The organism is Actinophytocola sp. KF-1, from assembly GCF_054661535.1.
In genome coordinates this window covers 551,573-565,389 of the sequence record NZ_BAAFVK010000003.1, presented here as the reverse complement: position 1 = coordinate 565,389, position 13,817 = coordinate 551,573, and the positions used below count along the sequence as shown (strand labels likewise).

The 13,817-nt window shown below is 73.5% G+C and carries 13 protein-coding genes and 1 pseudogene; 10 read left to right on the top strand and 4 right to left on the bottom strand.

What is annotated here, in order from left to right; all coding sequences use genetic code 11:
• The first annotated feature begins 28 nt into the window (after positions 1-28).
• Genes ACYQ77_RS12360 through ACYQ77_RS12350 form a run of 3 tightly spaced genes read left to right on the top strand, consistent with a single transcriptional unit; the run spans position 29 to position 2,582 of the window.
• Entirely contained in the window at positions 29-628 is a 600-nt protein-coding gene (locus ACYQ77_RS12360; RefSeq protein ID WP_459710488.1) for a hypothetical protein, read from the top strand.
• On the top strand, positions 625-1,068 hold the full coding sequence (locus tag ACYQ77_RS12355; protein ID WP_459710486.1) for a hypothetical protein: 444 nt from the start codon (positions 625-627) through the stop codon (positions 1,066-1,068). The genes ACYQ77_RS12360 and ACYQ77_RS12355 overlap by 4 nt, the downstream gene beginning before the upstream one ends.
• Positions 1,065-2,582 (top strand): multicopper oxidase family protein, encoded by a 1,518-nt coding sequence (locus ACYQ77_RS12350; RefSeq protein ID WP_459710484.1) that lies wholly within the window; start codon positions 1,065-1,067, stop codon positions 2,580-2,582. Before ACYQ77_RS12355 ends, ACYQ77_RS12350 begins: the two co-directional genes overlap by 4 nt.
• A 99-nt stretch (positions 2,583-2,681) precedes the next feature.
• Here ACYQ77_RS12350 and ACYQ77_RS12345 read toward each other — a convergent pair whose 3' ends face one another.
• Positions 2,682-3,230 (bottom strand): carboxymuconolactone decarboxylase family protein, encoded by a 549-nt coding sequence (locus ACYQ77_RS12345; RefSeq protein WP_459710482.1) that lies wholly within the window; start codon positions 3,228-3,230, stop codon positions 2,682-2,684.
• Between the two features lie 336 nt (positions 3,231-3,566).
• Positions 3,567-4,151: an 8-oxoguanine DNA glycosylase OGG fold protein gene (locus ACYQ77_RS12340; RefSeq protein WP_459710481.1), complete on the bottom strand. Its 585-nt coding sequence runs from the start codon at positions 4,149-4,151 to the stop codon at positions 3,567-3,569.
• Positions 4,152-4,326: 175 nt separating this feature from the next.
• Between ACYQ77_RS12340 and ACYQ77_RS12335 the strand changes: the two are divergent.
• From ACYQ77_RS12335 to ACYQ77_RS12315, 5 genes and pseudogenes are all read left to right on the top strand, one after another.
• Positions 4,327-5,427 (top strand): annotated as a pseudogene (locus ACYQ77_RS12335) (aminotransferase class V-fold PLP-dependent enzyme); the annotation flags it as partial.
• 135 nt (positions 5,428-5,562) lie between these two features.
• The gene (locus ACYQ77_RS12330; protein ID WP_459710479.1) at positions 5,563-6,657 is read left to right on the top strand and encodes a sensor histidine kinase; all 1,095 of its coding nucleotides are present in this window, start codon (positions 5,563-5,565) and stop codon (positions 6,655-6,657) included.
• Positions 6,650-7,729 carry a hypothetical protein gene (locus ACYQ77_RS12325; RefSeq protein WP_459710477.1) on the top strand — a complete coding sequence of 360 codons (1,080 nt, stop codon included), beginning with the start codon at positions 6,650-6,652 and terminating at the stop codon, positions 7,727-7,729. The genes ACYQ77_RS12330 and ACYQ77_RS12325 overlap by 8 nt, the downstream gene beginning before the upstream one ends.
• Positions 7,714-8,361, top strand: coding sequence for a response regulator (locus ACYQ77_RS12320; RefSeq protein ID WP_459710475.1), 648 nt, complete (start codon positions 7,714-7,716; stop codon positions 8,359-8,361). Before ACYQ77_RS12325 ends, ACYQ77_RS12320 begins: the two co-directional genes overlap by 16 nt.
• 171 nt (positions 8,362-8,532) lie before the next feature.
• A complete protein-coding gene (locus ACYQ77_RS12315; RefSeq protein WP_459710473.1) occupies positions 8,533-9,096 on the top strand; it encodes an LppU/SCO3897 family protein in 564 nt (187 codons plus the stop codon).
• 72 nt (positions 9,097-9,168) lie between these two features.
• Here the strand turns inward: ACYQ77_RS12315 and ACYQ77_RS12310 are convergent, their stop codons facing one another.
• Entirely contained in the window at positions 9,169-10,341 is a 1,173-nt protein-coding gene (locus ACYQ77_RS12310; protein WP_459710472.1) for a cytochrome P450, read from the bottom strand.
• A gap of 586 nt (positions 10,342-10,927) precedes the next feature.
• Between ACYQ77_RS12310 and ACYQ77_RS12305 the strand changes: the two genes are divergently transcribed.
• Entirely contained in the window at positions 10,928-11,410 is a 483-nt protein-coding gene (locus ACYQ77_RS12305) for a hypothetical protein (RefSeq protein WP_459710470.1), read from the top strand.
• 5 nt (positions 11,411-11,415) lie between these two features.
• Positions 11,416-11,838 (top strand): hypothetical protein, encoded by a 423-nt coding sequence (locus ACYQ77_RS12300; RefSeq protein ID WP_459710468.1) that lies wholly within the window; start codon positions 11,416-11,418, stop codon positions 11,836-11,838.
• 21 nt (positions 11,839-11,859) lie between these two features.
• Here the strand turns inward: ACYQ77_RS12300 and ACYQ77_RS12295 are convergent, their stop codons facing one another.
• Positions 11,860-13,809 carry a hypothetical protein gene (locus ACYQ77_RS12295; RefSeq protein WP_459710466.1) on the bottom strand — a complete coding sequence of 650 codons (1,950 nt, stop codon included), beginning with the start codon at positions 13,807-13,809 and terminating at the stop codon, positions 11,860-11,862.
• Between the last annotated feature and the right edge of the window lie 8 nt (positions 13,810-13,817).

Here is a 13,817-nt window from a genome sequence, read left to right as displayed (position 1 = left end):
TTACCGTTCCCACCCGGAGGTGAGTCCGATGGGTGTTCCCGCGCGGTGGGCCGCGCTGTCCGGGACGGCCGGGCTGGCGGCGAACGTGCTGCTGGTCCTGTTCTTCGCGGTGTCGCGGCCGTGGGCGGACGGCGGCGGGCTGGCGTGGACCGGCACGGCGAACGACGTCGTGGTCGTCGTGCAGTTCGCGGCGCTCGTGCCGGTCGCGCTCGCCGTCCGCGGCAGGCTCCGCGCCGGGTGGGCCGGTGCCGCCACCGCGGTGGCGGTCGGCGCGATGGCCGCCGTCGTGCTGTTGCAGGTCGCGCTGATCGCCGGGCTGCTGGCGTTCGAGGTCCAGGTCGGGTTCGTGATGGCGTGCTTCGCGGTCACGTTCGCCTGGGTGCTCGTGGTGAGCAGGACCGGCCGGAACGCCCTGCCGCGCGGCGTGGTCCTGGTCGGCACCGTGGTCGGGGTGAGCTATCTCGCCGGTGCCGCCGTGTTCGGCGCGGGGGCGCTGCTCCTGCCGCCGGACTCGGTCGCGCTGTACGCCGTGTGCGGCGCCGGCGTCGTCGTCGGGGTGGTCGGCTGGCTGGGTTTTCCCCTCTGGCCGTTGATGATCGCCCGTGCGGGCGTCGAGGAGGAGTCATGAGTGCGTCCACCACCGCCGCGAACCCCGCGTCGGGGATCGCCGCCGCGCCGCCCGGGCCGAGGGCGACGCTCTGGGTGCTGCGGTCGTTCGCCGTGCTGCACTCGCTGTGCGCGGTCGGGCAGCCGGTGCTCGCCGGGATCTACCTCGGCGGGGACGTCGACGCGATCGCGGTCCACGAGATCAACGCGAGCGTCGTGTCCGGGCTGGGGATCGCCCAGCTGGTCGCCGCCATCGTGTACGTGTGGGCGGGCACGGGCCGGGCGTGGCCGCTGTGGGCGTCGCTCGGTCTCGTGCTCGCCGAACAGGTGCAGGCCGGGCTGGGCTACGAGGGGATCGTCGCGATCCACGTCCCGCTCGGGGTGACGGTCATCGCGCTGCAGCTGCTGCTGACCGTGTGGGTGTTCCGCGCGAGCGCCCGGCGGTCCAGGAGGGCGTCATGAGCCTGTCGCGCCGGGGTTTCCTCGGCGTGCTGGGCGGCGCGGCGCTCGGCGCGACGACCCTCGGCTCGCTGGTGTGGCCGGGCGCGCCCGGGCAGACCGCGGAACTGCTGCGCAGCCGGGCCCGCCTGCCGGAGCCGTTCACCGTGCCGCTGCCGGTGCCGCCGGCCGCCACGCCGGTCCGCGACGGCCACTACGTGATCACGCAGCGGGAGGCGGCCGCCGAGATCCTGCCGGGGCTGCGCACGCCGATCCTGGGCTACGACGGGATCTTCCCGGGCCCGACGATCGTGAGCAGGCGCGGGCAGCGGACGGTCGTGACCCACCGCAACGAGCTGTCCGTGCCGACCGTCGTGCACCTGCACGGCGGCCACACCCCGGCGGACAGCGACGGGTACCCCACCGACCTCCTGCTGCCGCGCGGCTGGCACGACGAGTCCGGGCACTCCGCGCACGGCACGGTCGCGGTCGGGCAGCGCGACTACGTGTACCCGTGCGAGCAGCGGGCGGCGACGCTCTGGTACCACGACCACCGCATGGACTTCACCGGCCCGCAGGTGTACCGCGGGCTGGCCGGGTTCCACCTCGTCCACGACGACGAGGAGGACGCGCTGCCGCTGCCGAGAGGCGAGCGGGACATCCCACTGATGATCACCGACCGCGCGTTCGACGAGGACGGCTCGTTCCGGTACCCGTCGCTCGACCAGCGGATGCGGGTCATGCCGGGCGTCGAGGACGCCTACATGGAGGGCGTGCTCGGCGACGTGGTCCTCGTCAACGGCGCGCCGTGGCCGGAGCTGGAGGTGGCGACCGCGCGGTACCGGCTGCGGCTGCTGAACGCCTCCAACGCCCGCCGCTACCGGCTTTCCCTGCCAGGGCTGGCTGTCACGCAGATCGGTTCGGACGGCGGCCTGCTCGCCGCGCCGGTCACGCACGAGGAGCTGACCATCGCGCCGGGGGAGCGGTTCGACGTGGTCGTCGACTTCTCCGGCCTGCGCCCCGGCACCGAGATCACCATGGCCAACACCCTCGGCAGCGGCACCACCGCGCACGTCATGCGGTTCCGCGTGACGAGCCGGGTGCGGGACGACAGCCGGGTGCCCGCCCGGCTCAGCGAGATCGAGCGGCTCGACCCCGCGCGGGCCGTGCGCACCCGGGAGTGGCGGTTCACCCGCGGTGACGTCGGCGGCCACGGCGGCTGGCTCGTCAACGACGCGCCGTTCGACCCCGCGCGCATCGACGCCGACGTCACACTCGGCGAGGTCGAGGTGTGGCGGGTCGTGAGCGACCTGCACCACCCGGTCCACGTGCACCTCGACCCGTGCCAGGTGGTCGCCCGCGACGGCGATCCACCCGAGCCCGCGGACGGCGGCTGGAAGGACACCGTCGACGTGCGCCCCAACGAGTACGTGGACCTGGCGGTGCGGTTCACCGACCACGCGGGCCGCTACATGCTGCACTGCCACAACCTCGAACACGAGGACATGGCGATGATGAGCACGTTCCGGACGAGCTGACCCCAACCCCCCGGCTGTCCCGGTCCACGCCTCTCCTGGCAGGGAAAGAGCTGAACGGCTACAGCTTTCCCTTGCGCGGCGCGGGAAAACAGCGGCAGGTCAGGGCACCTCGTAACCCTGCTCGACGATGCGCGCGGCCATGCCGGTGTAGGCGTCCTTGTCCTGGGGCGCGAAGGTGGCCAGGCCGTCGACGTACCGGTTGTACATGCAGAACGCGGCCGCGATCAGCACCGTGTCGTGGATCTCGAGGTCGGTGGCCCCCTCGGCACGCGCGGCGTCGACGAGGTCGGTGGTCACCTTCTTGCCGCCCTGCTGCACGGCCCCCGCGATGCGCAGCAACGCCCGGAGCTTCGGCGACACCGGCGCGGCGTCCAGGTCCCCCCGCACCTCGTCGACCAGGGCCATCCCGGCAGGCAACTGCGCGGCGGCGAACGCCGAGTGCGACGAGCAGCAGAAGTCGCAGTCGTTGAGCCCGGACACGTAGGCGGCGATCAGCTCGCGCTCGCCCGGGGTCAGGGGGTGCGGTTGCCTGCGCAGCAGGACTTCCGCCAGCTCGTTCAACGGCTGCCCGGTCTCCGGCCGGAACTTCATGGGTCCCGTGATCCCGGGGAACTGCTTCTCGTCGACGCCCAGATCGATGTGTGCCATGCCCCAGAAGCTAGCGGCGGTCCGGTTTTCGCGACAGCCCGTACCAGCGTCAGTCAGCAAACCGTCCAGCGAACCACTCACACCGGCGGCCCCAGACCACGCCGATCGTCGCCGGACCGTACTCGCTGACCAGCTCCCCGAGCCGCGAACAACCCGGGAAAGCCCAGCCGTGGGCGGTGCTCGACGATGCCGTAATCGGCGAACGGCTCACCGGCGGGCACGCACCGGTTCAGCGGCTTCGTTGGTGCAGCGGTACTGCAGCAGGCGATCGGGAAGCTTGCGTGGGGGGCAGCACGTCATCGGCGCTGAAGCACCTCGGGCAGGTGATGATCACGGTCACGCCAAGGCCTTGCCTTCGAACAGGGTGCGTTCGATCTCGTCGGGTGCGTGGCCGTGGTGCAGTGCCCAGCGGGCCAGCAAGTCGCAGTACCGCTCGTAGGTGCCGGCGGGCCATGGGCCGTGCGGGTGCAGCGACGTCCACCCGCACCGATCGCGGAGTGCGGTGGCCACGACCCGGTCGAGGATCAGGCACCGGTGCGCCGGTGCGCCTTCGCCCGCGAAGTACAGGAACTTCGTGAAGAAGGACGGGCCCAGCCCGCCGATCTCGTTGCGGACTCCTGGGCGCAGTACGGCGTACGCCCTTGCCGGATCGTCGCGGCACAGCTCCCTCGCTCTGGTCAGGAGGCGCTCCGCGCGTGGCACGTCGGCGGCGATGCTGCCCAGCCGCCGCAGGTTGTGGCGCAAGTGGCTTCCCGAACCCCACGCGAGCGTACGCCACAGCAGCGTGAACACGTCCGTGTCGGGTGCCCACACCTGCGCTCGCGACAGGGCCGGACCCACGGGCGGCTCGCCGGGCAACCGGCGGGACGTGATCGCGGTGTGCCACCACTTCTCGCGGATGCCGACAGTGTGGTCAGCCACCGCGAGTGAGCGTCGCTGTGTCGGGACGGCCCAGGCGGGTAGCGCCAGCGTCGTCAGGTCGGTGGCGGGCACACCGCCTTCATCGTTCGGCCGGTGGCGCCGTTACCGCCGTGGCGGGTGGTCGTCGGCGGGCGTGCGAGGATGGGGTGACCACCACAGCGACGACGGGAGCCCGGTGAGCGGCGACATCTGGGACGCACAGTTCGGCGAGTCGCCCGGGTACCTCGACTTCGCGCGGGTCGGGCCGCCCTCCCGGGCGGTGCTCGACGAGAGCGCCGCCTCGCTGGCGCGGCTCGCCGCCGCTGGGGCGTCCACAGTGGACGAGCTGATGGCCTTCGACGGGCGGGCGCGGCGTGCGGTGGCCCGGTTGTGCGGTGCCGACGCGGACCGGGTGACCCTGCTGCCGCACACGAGCCAGGGTCTCTTCCAGGCCGCCTTCAGCGTGCCCGCCGGCACCGTGCTCGTGTCGGCCGCCGAGTTTCCCGCCAACACCTACCCCTGGGTCCGGGCCGAGCAGGCCGGCCGCCTGACCGTGCACCGGCTGCGGCCACCCGGCGGGCGGGTCACACCCGAGGTGGTCGCGGCGGCCTTGACGCCCGGCACGACCACCGTCTCCGTCAGCGCTGTCGACTTCCGCACCGGGTACCGCGCCGATCTGGCGGCCCTGCGGGACGTGGTCGGTGACCGGCTGCTCGTCGTGGACGGCATCCAGGGGGTCGGCGTCGTCGACGAGCCGTGGGACGCTGCCGACATCCTCGTGTGCGGTGGCCAGAAGTGGCTGCGCGCCGGGTGGGGGACCGGGTTCGCGATCCTGTCGGAGCGTGCGCTGGCGCGGACGGCGCCGCTGCTCTCCGGGTGGACCGGCGCCACGGACCCCGGCGTGTTCGACGACGAGATCCACGACCTGGCGCCGGGCGCGCAGGCCTGGTCGGTCACCAACCTCAGCCCCGTGACCGCCGGGGCCCTCGCCCGTGCGCTGGAACTGGTCGAGGAGATCGGGCCGGCCGTCGTGTTCGGGCGGATCGCGGACCGGGTCGCCGAACTCGACGACGTGCTGCGGGCCGCGGGTGCGGAGATCGTGTCCGCGACCGATCGGCGGGCCGGGATCCTGGCCTTCCGCGTGCCCGGCCACCCCGTCGAGGAGGTGGCGGCCGCGCTCGCCGGCGCGGAGGTGACGGCCACCGTGCGGCCCGACCAGATCCGGTTGTCCCCGCACGCTTCGACCGGACCCGGCGCGGTGGCGCGCGTCCGCGCGGCGCTCACCAGCCTGCGGCGGACCGCCACTCACGCACTGTGACCGCCGTCCCAGACCGAGGGAGGCGGCCGTGAACTGCGCGTTCGGAGATCCTACTTTTGGTAGGTTCTCCGCGTGCCCGGTAGCTCGACAGACGCGGTAGCCGACGGTCACGGCGTGCCGGGCCCCTGCGAACGGCACCTCCACGACGCCATCGCCTGGTGCGCGCCCCTGCTGCGGGCCGCCGTCACCGGGTTGTGCGGGCTGTTCGGACTGTCCGGGCACACCGGGCCCGCACTGCCGCTCGCCGTCGTGCTGCTCGTGGTCGCCACCGGGCTGCCGTGCGCGCAGAGCCGGTGGCCCGGCCGGCCGCCGTTCCTGGTCGCGGGCGCCTGCGTCGCCGTCCTCGCCGGGCTCGGCCAGGTCGTGCTGGGGGCGCAGCCGACGGGCGGCTGGCTGTTCGCCGTCGTCTCCATCACCGCCGTCACCGGCTACTTCGAGTGGCCCACCCGCCCGGTCGCCGGGCACGTGCTCGCGGGCGTGACCATCACGGCCTACGGCGCGGGCTGCGTCCTCGCCGGCGCCGGCCTGCCCGCCACCACCTGGGAACTGGTGGTGCAAGCAGTGCTCGCGTGGGCCGGCCTGCTGCTCGTCCGGCACGCCGCGCGGCTGTGCGACCGGCTCGTGGCGCGTGCCGAGCAGCGGCGGGTGGCCGCGGCCGCCGAACGGGCGCGGCGCACCGCCGACCGCGCCTACCTGGCGATGCTGCACGACACCGCGAGCACGACGTTGCTCATGGTCTCCACCGACACCACCGGCGACTTCGGCTGGCTGCCCGCCGCCGCGCGCCGGGACGTCGAGGTGCTGACCGCGCACCCACCCGACCGTGCCGGGGACGTCGACCTCGCCCGGCTGCTCGGCGCGCTGGCCGACTACCCGGGCCTCACCGTCCGCACCGACGTCCCCGGCCCGCTGACCGTCCCGCCGAAGCCCGCCTACGCGATCTACCACGGCGTCCGCGAGGCGCTGAGCAACGTCCGGCGGCACGCGGGCGACCGCGCCCCGGTGCTCAGCGGGCACGACCGCGACGGGCTGGTCGTGGTCCGGGTGTCCGACCGGGGCCGCGGGTTCGACCCCGGCCACGTGCCCGTGCACCGCCGCGGGCTCGCCGAGTCGATCCACGCCAGGATGGCGGCCGTCGGCGGGACCGCGCGGGTGCGGTCCGCGCCAGGGCGCGGCACCACGGTCGAGTGGACGTGGTCGCGTGGTTGACCCCGCCTACATCGAACGCAGGCTCGCCGCGACGGTCACCGTGGTGCTGCTCGCCGTCGCGCTGACCGTCCAGGTCGGACTCAACGGCGCGGTGCTCGTCGCGCCGGGGACCTCGCGCACGGAGCTCGTCGTGTACGGGCTCCTCGCGGTGCTCGGCGGCGTGTGCGCGGCCGCCCTGCGCGTGCGGGGCCGCATCCCGGACGCGGTCCGGTGGCCCGGCGTCGCCGCGCTGCTCGCCTGCTCGGTCGCGCTGGCGCTCGACGGGTCCCTGTGGCCGCAGCACTGGTCGATCGGCCTGATCGGGTGGTACGGGCTCGTGCTGCTCTACGACCTCGCCATCGGCTGGGTGGTGGCGTTCCTGCTCGGGCACGCCGCGGTCACCGGCGGGCCGGTGCTGGTCGCCGGGACGGCGGCGGAGACGGCCGACATGGCCGTCGCCCTGGTGTCGGTCGCCGGGTTCCAGGTCGGGGTGGCGCTCAGCGCGCGGCTCGTGCGGTCGATCGCCGACGGCGCGTTCCGGACCGCGCGGGCGGGGGAGCGGCAGCGCATCCGCGACGAGGAGGCGGCGGCCGCGGCCCGCAACCACGAACGCCGCTACGCCGACCTGCGCCCCACCACCATACCGCTGCTCGCCGGGCTCGCCGACGGCAGCCTCGACCCCCGCGCCGACGACGTGCGCCGCCGGTGCGCCGTCGAGGCCGCGCGGATGCGCAGGCTGCTCAGCGAGGGCCACGGCGACGCGGTGACCGACCGGCTCGCGCACGAGCTGGGTGCGATCATCGACGTCGCGGAGCGGCACGGCGCCTCCGTGCACCTGTCCGTGCGCGGCACGCCGACCGAACTGCCCGAGCACGTGCGCCGCGACCTGCTCGCGCCGATCTCGGAGGCGCTCGTGACGGCACGCTCACCTGCCCGGGTCACCGTGCTGCACGCGCCGGACCAGGTCCGGGTCAGCGCCCGGTGCGCGGCCCCGGACCTGCCCATCACCCCGCCCGGACCGGGCGAGGTGTCGCTCGTCGAGTCCGTCACCGACGGACAGGTGTGGTTGGAGACCTCATGGCGATCACGGTGACGGTGGTGGACGACCACCCGGCGATCCTCTCCGGCGTGCGTGCCTGGTACGCGGAGGCGGACACGCCGATCGAGGTGATCGCCGCCGGCACGACCGCGGACGTGGCGTGGACCCCGCCCGGCGACCGGGCCGACGTGGTGGTCCTCGACCTGAACGTCGGCGCCGACCGAGCGCCGTACCAGCGCGCGGTGCGGCGGCTCGTCGACGCAGGCCGCAAGGTCATCGTCTACACCATGCAGGACAGCGAGGACGTCGCGCTGACGTGCCTCGACCTCGGGGTGAGCGCGTTCCTCACCAAGGCGGAGGGGCACGAGCACCTGGTGGCCGCGACGGTCGCCGCCGTCGAGAACCGCCCGTACCTGCCGCCCACGCTCGCCGGTGCGATCGCGGCCGACCGCGGACCGTCCCAGCCGCGACTGTCCGATCGGGAGCGTGAGGTGCTCACGCAGTGGTTCCAGTGCGAGTCCAAGCAGCTCGTCGCGGACCGGATGAACATCACGCCCAGGACCGTCGACACCTACCTGGACCGGGTGCGGGTCAAGTACGCCAACGTCGGCCGTCCCGCGCCGACCAAGGCGGCGCTGCTCGCACGGGCCATTCAGGACGGTCTGGTCGGGCTCGACGATCTCTAGTGGATTGAGGGGTGTTCACCCGACACCACCGCGGCGCCGCGCTCCCTAGCATCGGCGGTACGTGCGGCCGACGCTGCTCGCACGCGTTTTTCGTTGCCGTGTCAGTGATCGCGAGAATACGAGCCTCATCGAATGACAACCCCGACAGCTCCGTCAGGCAACGTCCCGGCCATGCCGCCGGGGCACGACCCCGACACCGAGTTCTCCCCGAAGACCGTCAAGAACGTCAAGATCGCCGGGATCGCGGCCCTGATCGCCATCTTCGCCGCCGTCGCCATCTTCGTCGTGGTGAAGGTGCTCAACCCGCCCGCGCCCGCGTTCAACGCGGGTGACTGCGTCGAGGTCGTCAGCGGCGGCCGGTTCGCGGCGGAGATCCAGAAGGTCGACTGCGCCTCGGACGCCGCGCTCTACGAGGTCGGCGTGTACCTGGACGACCCGGACGCCGACTGCCCGAGCGAGGACTACGCGCGGTACCAGCAGACCGGTGGCAAGCAGCAGGAGTACAAGCTCTGCATGATGCTCAACGTCACCGACGGCGACTGCCTCGACGTGCCGATGATCTCGGCGGGCCAGGAGAAGAAGGTCGCCTGCACGAGCGAGGAGGCCAACGTGCGGGTCACCAAGGTGATCAAGGGCACGGCCGACAAGTCCGGCTGCCCGGCGGAGTACGCCGAGAACGCCCGCGTCTACCCGGACCCGAAGCGCACGGTCTGCCTCGGTCCCATGACGGCCTGAGCCGACGGCGGTGTTCCGCCCCGCGGCGCGGCGGGACGGAACACCGCGTCCGTCCACAGCAGACGCTTCCGGTCAGCGCCGGTCGAACGTCAGCCACAGCTCTTCCGGGCTGCCGAAGCAGACCCCGGTCTGGCGGCGGATCTCCGTCCCCTCCTTCATGCGGAAGTTCGTCGCCTGCGCGAGCAGCTCCTCGAACGCGATCGCCAGCTGGATGCGGGCGAAGTTCAGGCCCAGGCAGTGGTGGACCCCGGCGCCGAACGCCAGGTGCGGGTTGGCGACCCGGTCGAACACCAGCTCGTCGGGCCGGTCGAAGCGGGCGGCGTCGCGGTTCGCCGAGTAGAAGTGGACGGCGAGCCGGTCGCCCGCCTTCAACGGTGTGCCACCGAGTTCGGTGTCCCGCGTGACCGTGCGGGCCATGAACGCCACCGTCGGCTCGTAGCGCAGGAACTCGTCCAGCTCGCCGCGCCACCAGTTCGGCGCCCGCAGCACCGGTTCGACGTCCGCGCGGGTCGCCAGGTGGTAGGCGATGTTGCCGATCATGCCGCGCGTCGTGTCCAGGCCGCCGAGCAGGAGCGTGGTGACGATCCCGAGGCGCTCCTCGACCGTCAGCGGGCGGCCGTCGACCTCCTCGGTCACGAGCGCCGCGAGCACGTCCTCACGGCCTTCCGGCGCGGCCGCCGCCTCCGCCATCGCCTCCATGGCCAGCGCCGCCACCGCCTCGAACGTCTCCGGTGTGCTCTCCAGCGCCGTCCGCTTCACCGCGGCCACGGCCCGGTCCACGAGGTCCTCGTCGTCCGTGGCGAAGACCACCCGCGCGAGCGACCCCGCGCTGAACGGCACCGAGTAGTCCCGCACCACGTCGAACTCCCCGTCGTCGAGGAACGCCGCGATGGCCGCCCGCGCGATCGCCCGCATCCGGTCCTCGTAGCGCAGCAGGAACGACCGCGAGAAGTACGGGTTGAGGAACCCGCGGAAGTGCCGGTGCTCCGGCGGGTCGACCCCGATCGGGATCAGCCGCATCGGCACGCCACGTAGTCCCGGCTGCGCCGAGCTGAACAGCTCCGGGTTCCCGCACACCGTGCGCACGTCCTCGTGGCGGGTGACCACGTAGTAGCCGCCGTCGGACGCCGTGCGCGGCACCGGGCACTCGGCCCTGGCCACGGCCAGTGCCTCGACCATGTTCTCGGTCTGGTCGTTCGCGTACAGGTCGACGTTGGCCAGGATCTCCGCCACGGACTTGCTCATCGGCACCTCCTGAGTGAGACATCCACTGTCCCACCCCGGTTCCGTCACGCGGTGTTTCGTGCTTGTCGGGTTGCCTCTTTGTGGGTTCTCTCCCGGGGGTTCGCGGTTCGGGGGTTGTCCCCGTCCTGGGTTTGTCCTCGCCGGAGGGCGTCCTGCCGGACGGGCCTCCTCGCCGGAGGGGCTGGTCTCCGGGATGGTGGCGGGTTGGGCACGGGGTTGGGTTGGCAGGGACTGGTGTCCGTGGTGGTGCCTGCCATCCCGTCGACCTCCCACGGGCTATCACACCGCGTCAAGGGGGCCCGGCGGCTTTGGGTATGTGGGTGCTTTGGGTTTCGGGCCCCCTTGACACGGTGTGATCGGGCTTCGCCAGGTCGACGGGATGGCAGGCACCCCTCAGTGGGTGATGGGGCTTCGCTGTTTCGGGGCCGCTCGTGGTGCTCGTGGTCAGGACGCCTGGTCGAGGACCGCGTCCTCGGTGCGCCGGGCGGCCAGTCGTGCCGGCGGCACCAGGTCACCGTCGTCGCGAGCGCGCCGATGACCACGGACAGCGCGCGGCCCGCCTCCGTCAGGACGTACTCCAGGCCGGATGGCACATCTCGACGACCACCGTCACGTGGATCTTCGCCGCGTACCCGCTCGCGCTCGTCCCGGGGCCGCGGGCACCGCCATCTCCGCCCTCGGCATCGCGCTCGCGATGGTGGTCGGCGGTGCGCTGACCGAGTACGGGCCCTTCCCGCTGCGCCTGAACTTCGTGGTGCTCGCGGTGGCGATCGCGGTCGTCGCGCTGTTCGTGCTGCGGATGCCGCGCCACACGCCGGGCGAGACGGCCGAACCGTGGCGGCCGCGGGCGATCACGATCCCGCGCGGCAGCCGCCTCGTGTTCGTCGCGGGCGCGATCACCTTCGCCTCGTCGTTCCTGCTCGGCGCGATCGTCCTGCCGCTCGGCGCGAAGATCGCCCAGCAGCTGGCGGGTTCGGGCAACGCGCTCGTCACCGGCGCGCTGCTGTCGGTGTTCGCGGCGGGCATCACCACGTTCGCGATGCGGCGCGCCGCCTGCACGTCTGGCTGATCGGCGTGCTCGGGGCGGCGGGCTCGCTCGTGGCCGTCTGGCTGTTCGTCCTGACCGGCGCGGTGCACTCGCTCGTCGTGTTCTTCCTGGCGTCGGCCGTCGCCGGGGCGGCCTACGCGTTCGACTTCGCCGGTGGCCTCACGGTCTTCAGCCGCTGCGCCGCACCGCACCACCGTGCGAGCATGGTGTCCGGCGGGTACCTCGTCGGGTACGTCGCGCAGAGGGTCGGCGCGCCCGCGCTCGGCGGCATCGTCACCGCGCACGGCCTGATGCCGGGACTGCTGACCGGCGCCACCGCGTTCGGTCTCTTCTTCGTGCTCGTCATCGTCGCCGGCGTCGCCGTCCTCGTTCCCCCGCACCGCACCTCACGCACCCCGGAACCCGTCGCGGCGGCGCCCGACCTCTGCCGCGCCGGCCCGCGCGCGTGAACCCCGGGCGTCCGCTTCGGGTTACCAGCGCAGCACGGTGAAGCCGCCCGCCGCGACGGGGGCGTGCACCGTCGGGCCGGTCAGTGTCGCGCGGTTCAGCAGGTGGCCTCGGCCGTCGTAGGTCAGGGCCGTTACCCGCCCCGTGGTCGGCACCGCGACCGCCCGGACACGTGGGCCCGTCGCCGCGCTCTGGAGCAGTGCCGCGCGGTTGAACACGACCTGGCTCACCTCCGGGCGCAGCAGCAGAGCGTCCACAGCGGACTCACCGTCGGCGAACCGGGCGGTGACCGTCGTCGCGCCGGGCGGCAGGGGAGCCGGGAGTGTGACCGGGAGCAGTGCGCCCGGCGCCGGGGACGCGCCCTGCGGTCCCGCGTCGCCGTGGTTGATCGTGCCCAGGGGGCGGCCGGCGGACCACGACGTGGTGCCCGCGCCGGGAAGCCGGTTCACCACGGGCATCACCAGTCGCGGCTGGGCGGCGGTGGGGACCGTCCAGGTGGCCGTCGTATCGTCGCCGGTCAGGTACTTCCCGCCGCTCCACTGGGACTCGCCCGTCCACGCCGACGGTGGGGTGACGACCTCGCCGCCGCCCGCCGACTCGCCCTCCACCAGGACCGTCGACTCGCGGTGCCGCACCTGCGCCGCGTCGCGGGCCATGCGGGCCGCCGCCGGGTCCGCGTCCAGGGCCAGCATCGACAGCAACCCGTGGATGGTCGACTCCGCGCCCGAGTTGCGGTTGACGACACCGTCACCGCTGACGCCGTCGAACGTGCGGCCCGTCGCCGGGTCGTACACCGCCTCCCCGGCCGCGTTCGCGCCGAAGTACCAGCCCGCCGCGATCCCCGCCAGCTCGCGCGCACCCACCGCGACCAGCGACTGCACGCGTGAGTCCACGCCGTACGCGATCTGCGTGCGGTCCGCGGGCGTGGGCAACCAGCCGTTGTCCGGGCCGCCGGCCGTCAGCAGGTACGGCGTGAACGTCGCCGCGTCCACCACCGCCGGTGCGCGCAGGTCCGGGCGGTGCAGCACCGCCGACGCGCGGGCCAGCGCCGCGGGCATCTGCGCACCCCAGCCGTGCCACATCGACCGCGACAGCGCCCACGGCAGGATCGCGCCGTACGGCCACGTCCCCGCCCGGGAGCCGCCGGACAGCGCCGCCACGCCCTCGGCCAGCCGTGCCAGCGCGGTCCGCGCCGCGTGGCCGCCGCCCGCCGACACGTACGCCGACAGGCCGAGCACCGCCTCCGCCGTCGCGTCCGCGCCGTCGACGATCAGCCACGCCGGCACCCGCACGCCGTCGACGACCTGCCACTCGCCGTACCGGGACAGCACCTGCCGGTCCAGCGCCGCGACCGCCAGGTCCATCCGGGCACGCAGGAACTCGCCGAACGGGGTGCCGCGGAACGCCGCGTAGCCCTCGCCGAGCGCCCACACCGTCCGCGCCAGCCAGTACGAGGGGCCCGAGTCGGACGGGTCGGGCAGCTCGACCGGCCGTGCGCTGCGGTTGAGCGTGCCGTCCGGCTGCATCCACAGCACGACGTTCCCCGCGTCGGGACCGGTCGCCGTCTGCAGGTAGGTGAGGCCGCGCAGCAGCTGGTACGCCCGCGCTCTGCTGTCCGGAGAACCGGTCTGCCGCCAGTGCCGCAGGTACACGACCGCCGCGCGGGAGACGTCGTCGGCGTTGAACGCGCCCTGCGAGTACGTGTTCGTCGCCGGGTCGTAGGCGCCGCCGCCGATCCGGTCGTAGTGGCCGTCGTCGCGGCGGTCGGCGTAGGTCCACAGGACGCCGACCGACGGTTCGGCGTCGAGCCGGTAGGTGGTGTGGCCGGGCTGTGCCGGGGGCGTGACGGTGTCGCCGAGGAAGTCCAGGTGCGCCAGGTTGGTCAACCGGGCGGGCGCGGCAGCCGCGGGGGCTGCTGTGGACAGTGCTAACGCGACGGTGACGACAGTGACGACTGAGGCACGTAATCGCATGGGAAGGC

What these genes read in the sequence shown, in the direction of transcription:
- ACYQ77_RS12350 (WP_459710484.1), top strand. Translation starts at nt 1,065, where the DNA reads ATGAGCCTGTCGCGCCGGGGTTTCCTCGGCGTGCTGGGCGGCGCGGCG.
- ACYQ77_RS12320 (WP_459710475.1), top strand. Translation starts at nt 7,714, where the DNA reads ATGGCGATCACGGTGACGGTGGTGGACGACCACCCGGCGATCCTCTCC.
- ACYQ77_RS12305 (WP_459710470.1), top strand. Translation starts at nt 10,928, where the DNA reads ATGGCACATCTCGACGACCACCGTCACGTGGATCTTCGCCGCGTACCC.
- ACYQ77_RS12355 (WP_459710486.1), top strand. Translation starts at nt 625, where the DNA reads ATGAGTGCGTCCACCACCGCCGCGAACCCCGCGTCGGGGATCGCCGCC.
- ACYQ77_RS12345 (WP_459710482.1), bottom strand. Translation starts at nt 3,230, where the DNA reads ATGGCACACATCGATCTGGGCGTCGACGAGAAGCAGTTCCCCGGGATC.
- ACYQ77_RS12310 (WP_459710472.1), bottom strand. Translation starts at nt 10,341, where the DNA reads ATGAGCAAGTCCGTGGCGGAGATCCTGGCCAACGTCGACCTGTACGCG.
- ACYQ77_RS12360 (WP_459710488.1), top strand. Translation starts at nt 29, where the DNA reads ATGGGTGTTCCCGCGCGGTGGGCCGCGCTGTCCGGGACGGCCGGGCTG.
- ACYQ77_RS12315 (WP_459710473.1), top strand. Translation starts at nt 8,533, where the DNA reads ATGCCGCCGGGGCACGACCCCGACACCGAGTTCTCCCCGAAGACCGTC.
- ACYQ77_RS12295 (WP_459710466.1), bottom strand. Translation starts at nt 13,809, where the DNA reads ATGCGATTACGTGCCTCAGTCGTCACTGTCGTCACCGTCGCGTTAGCA.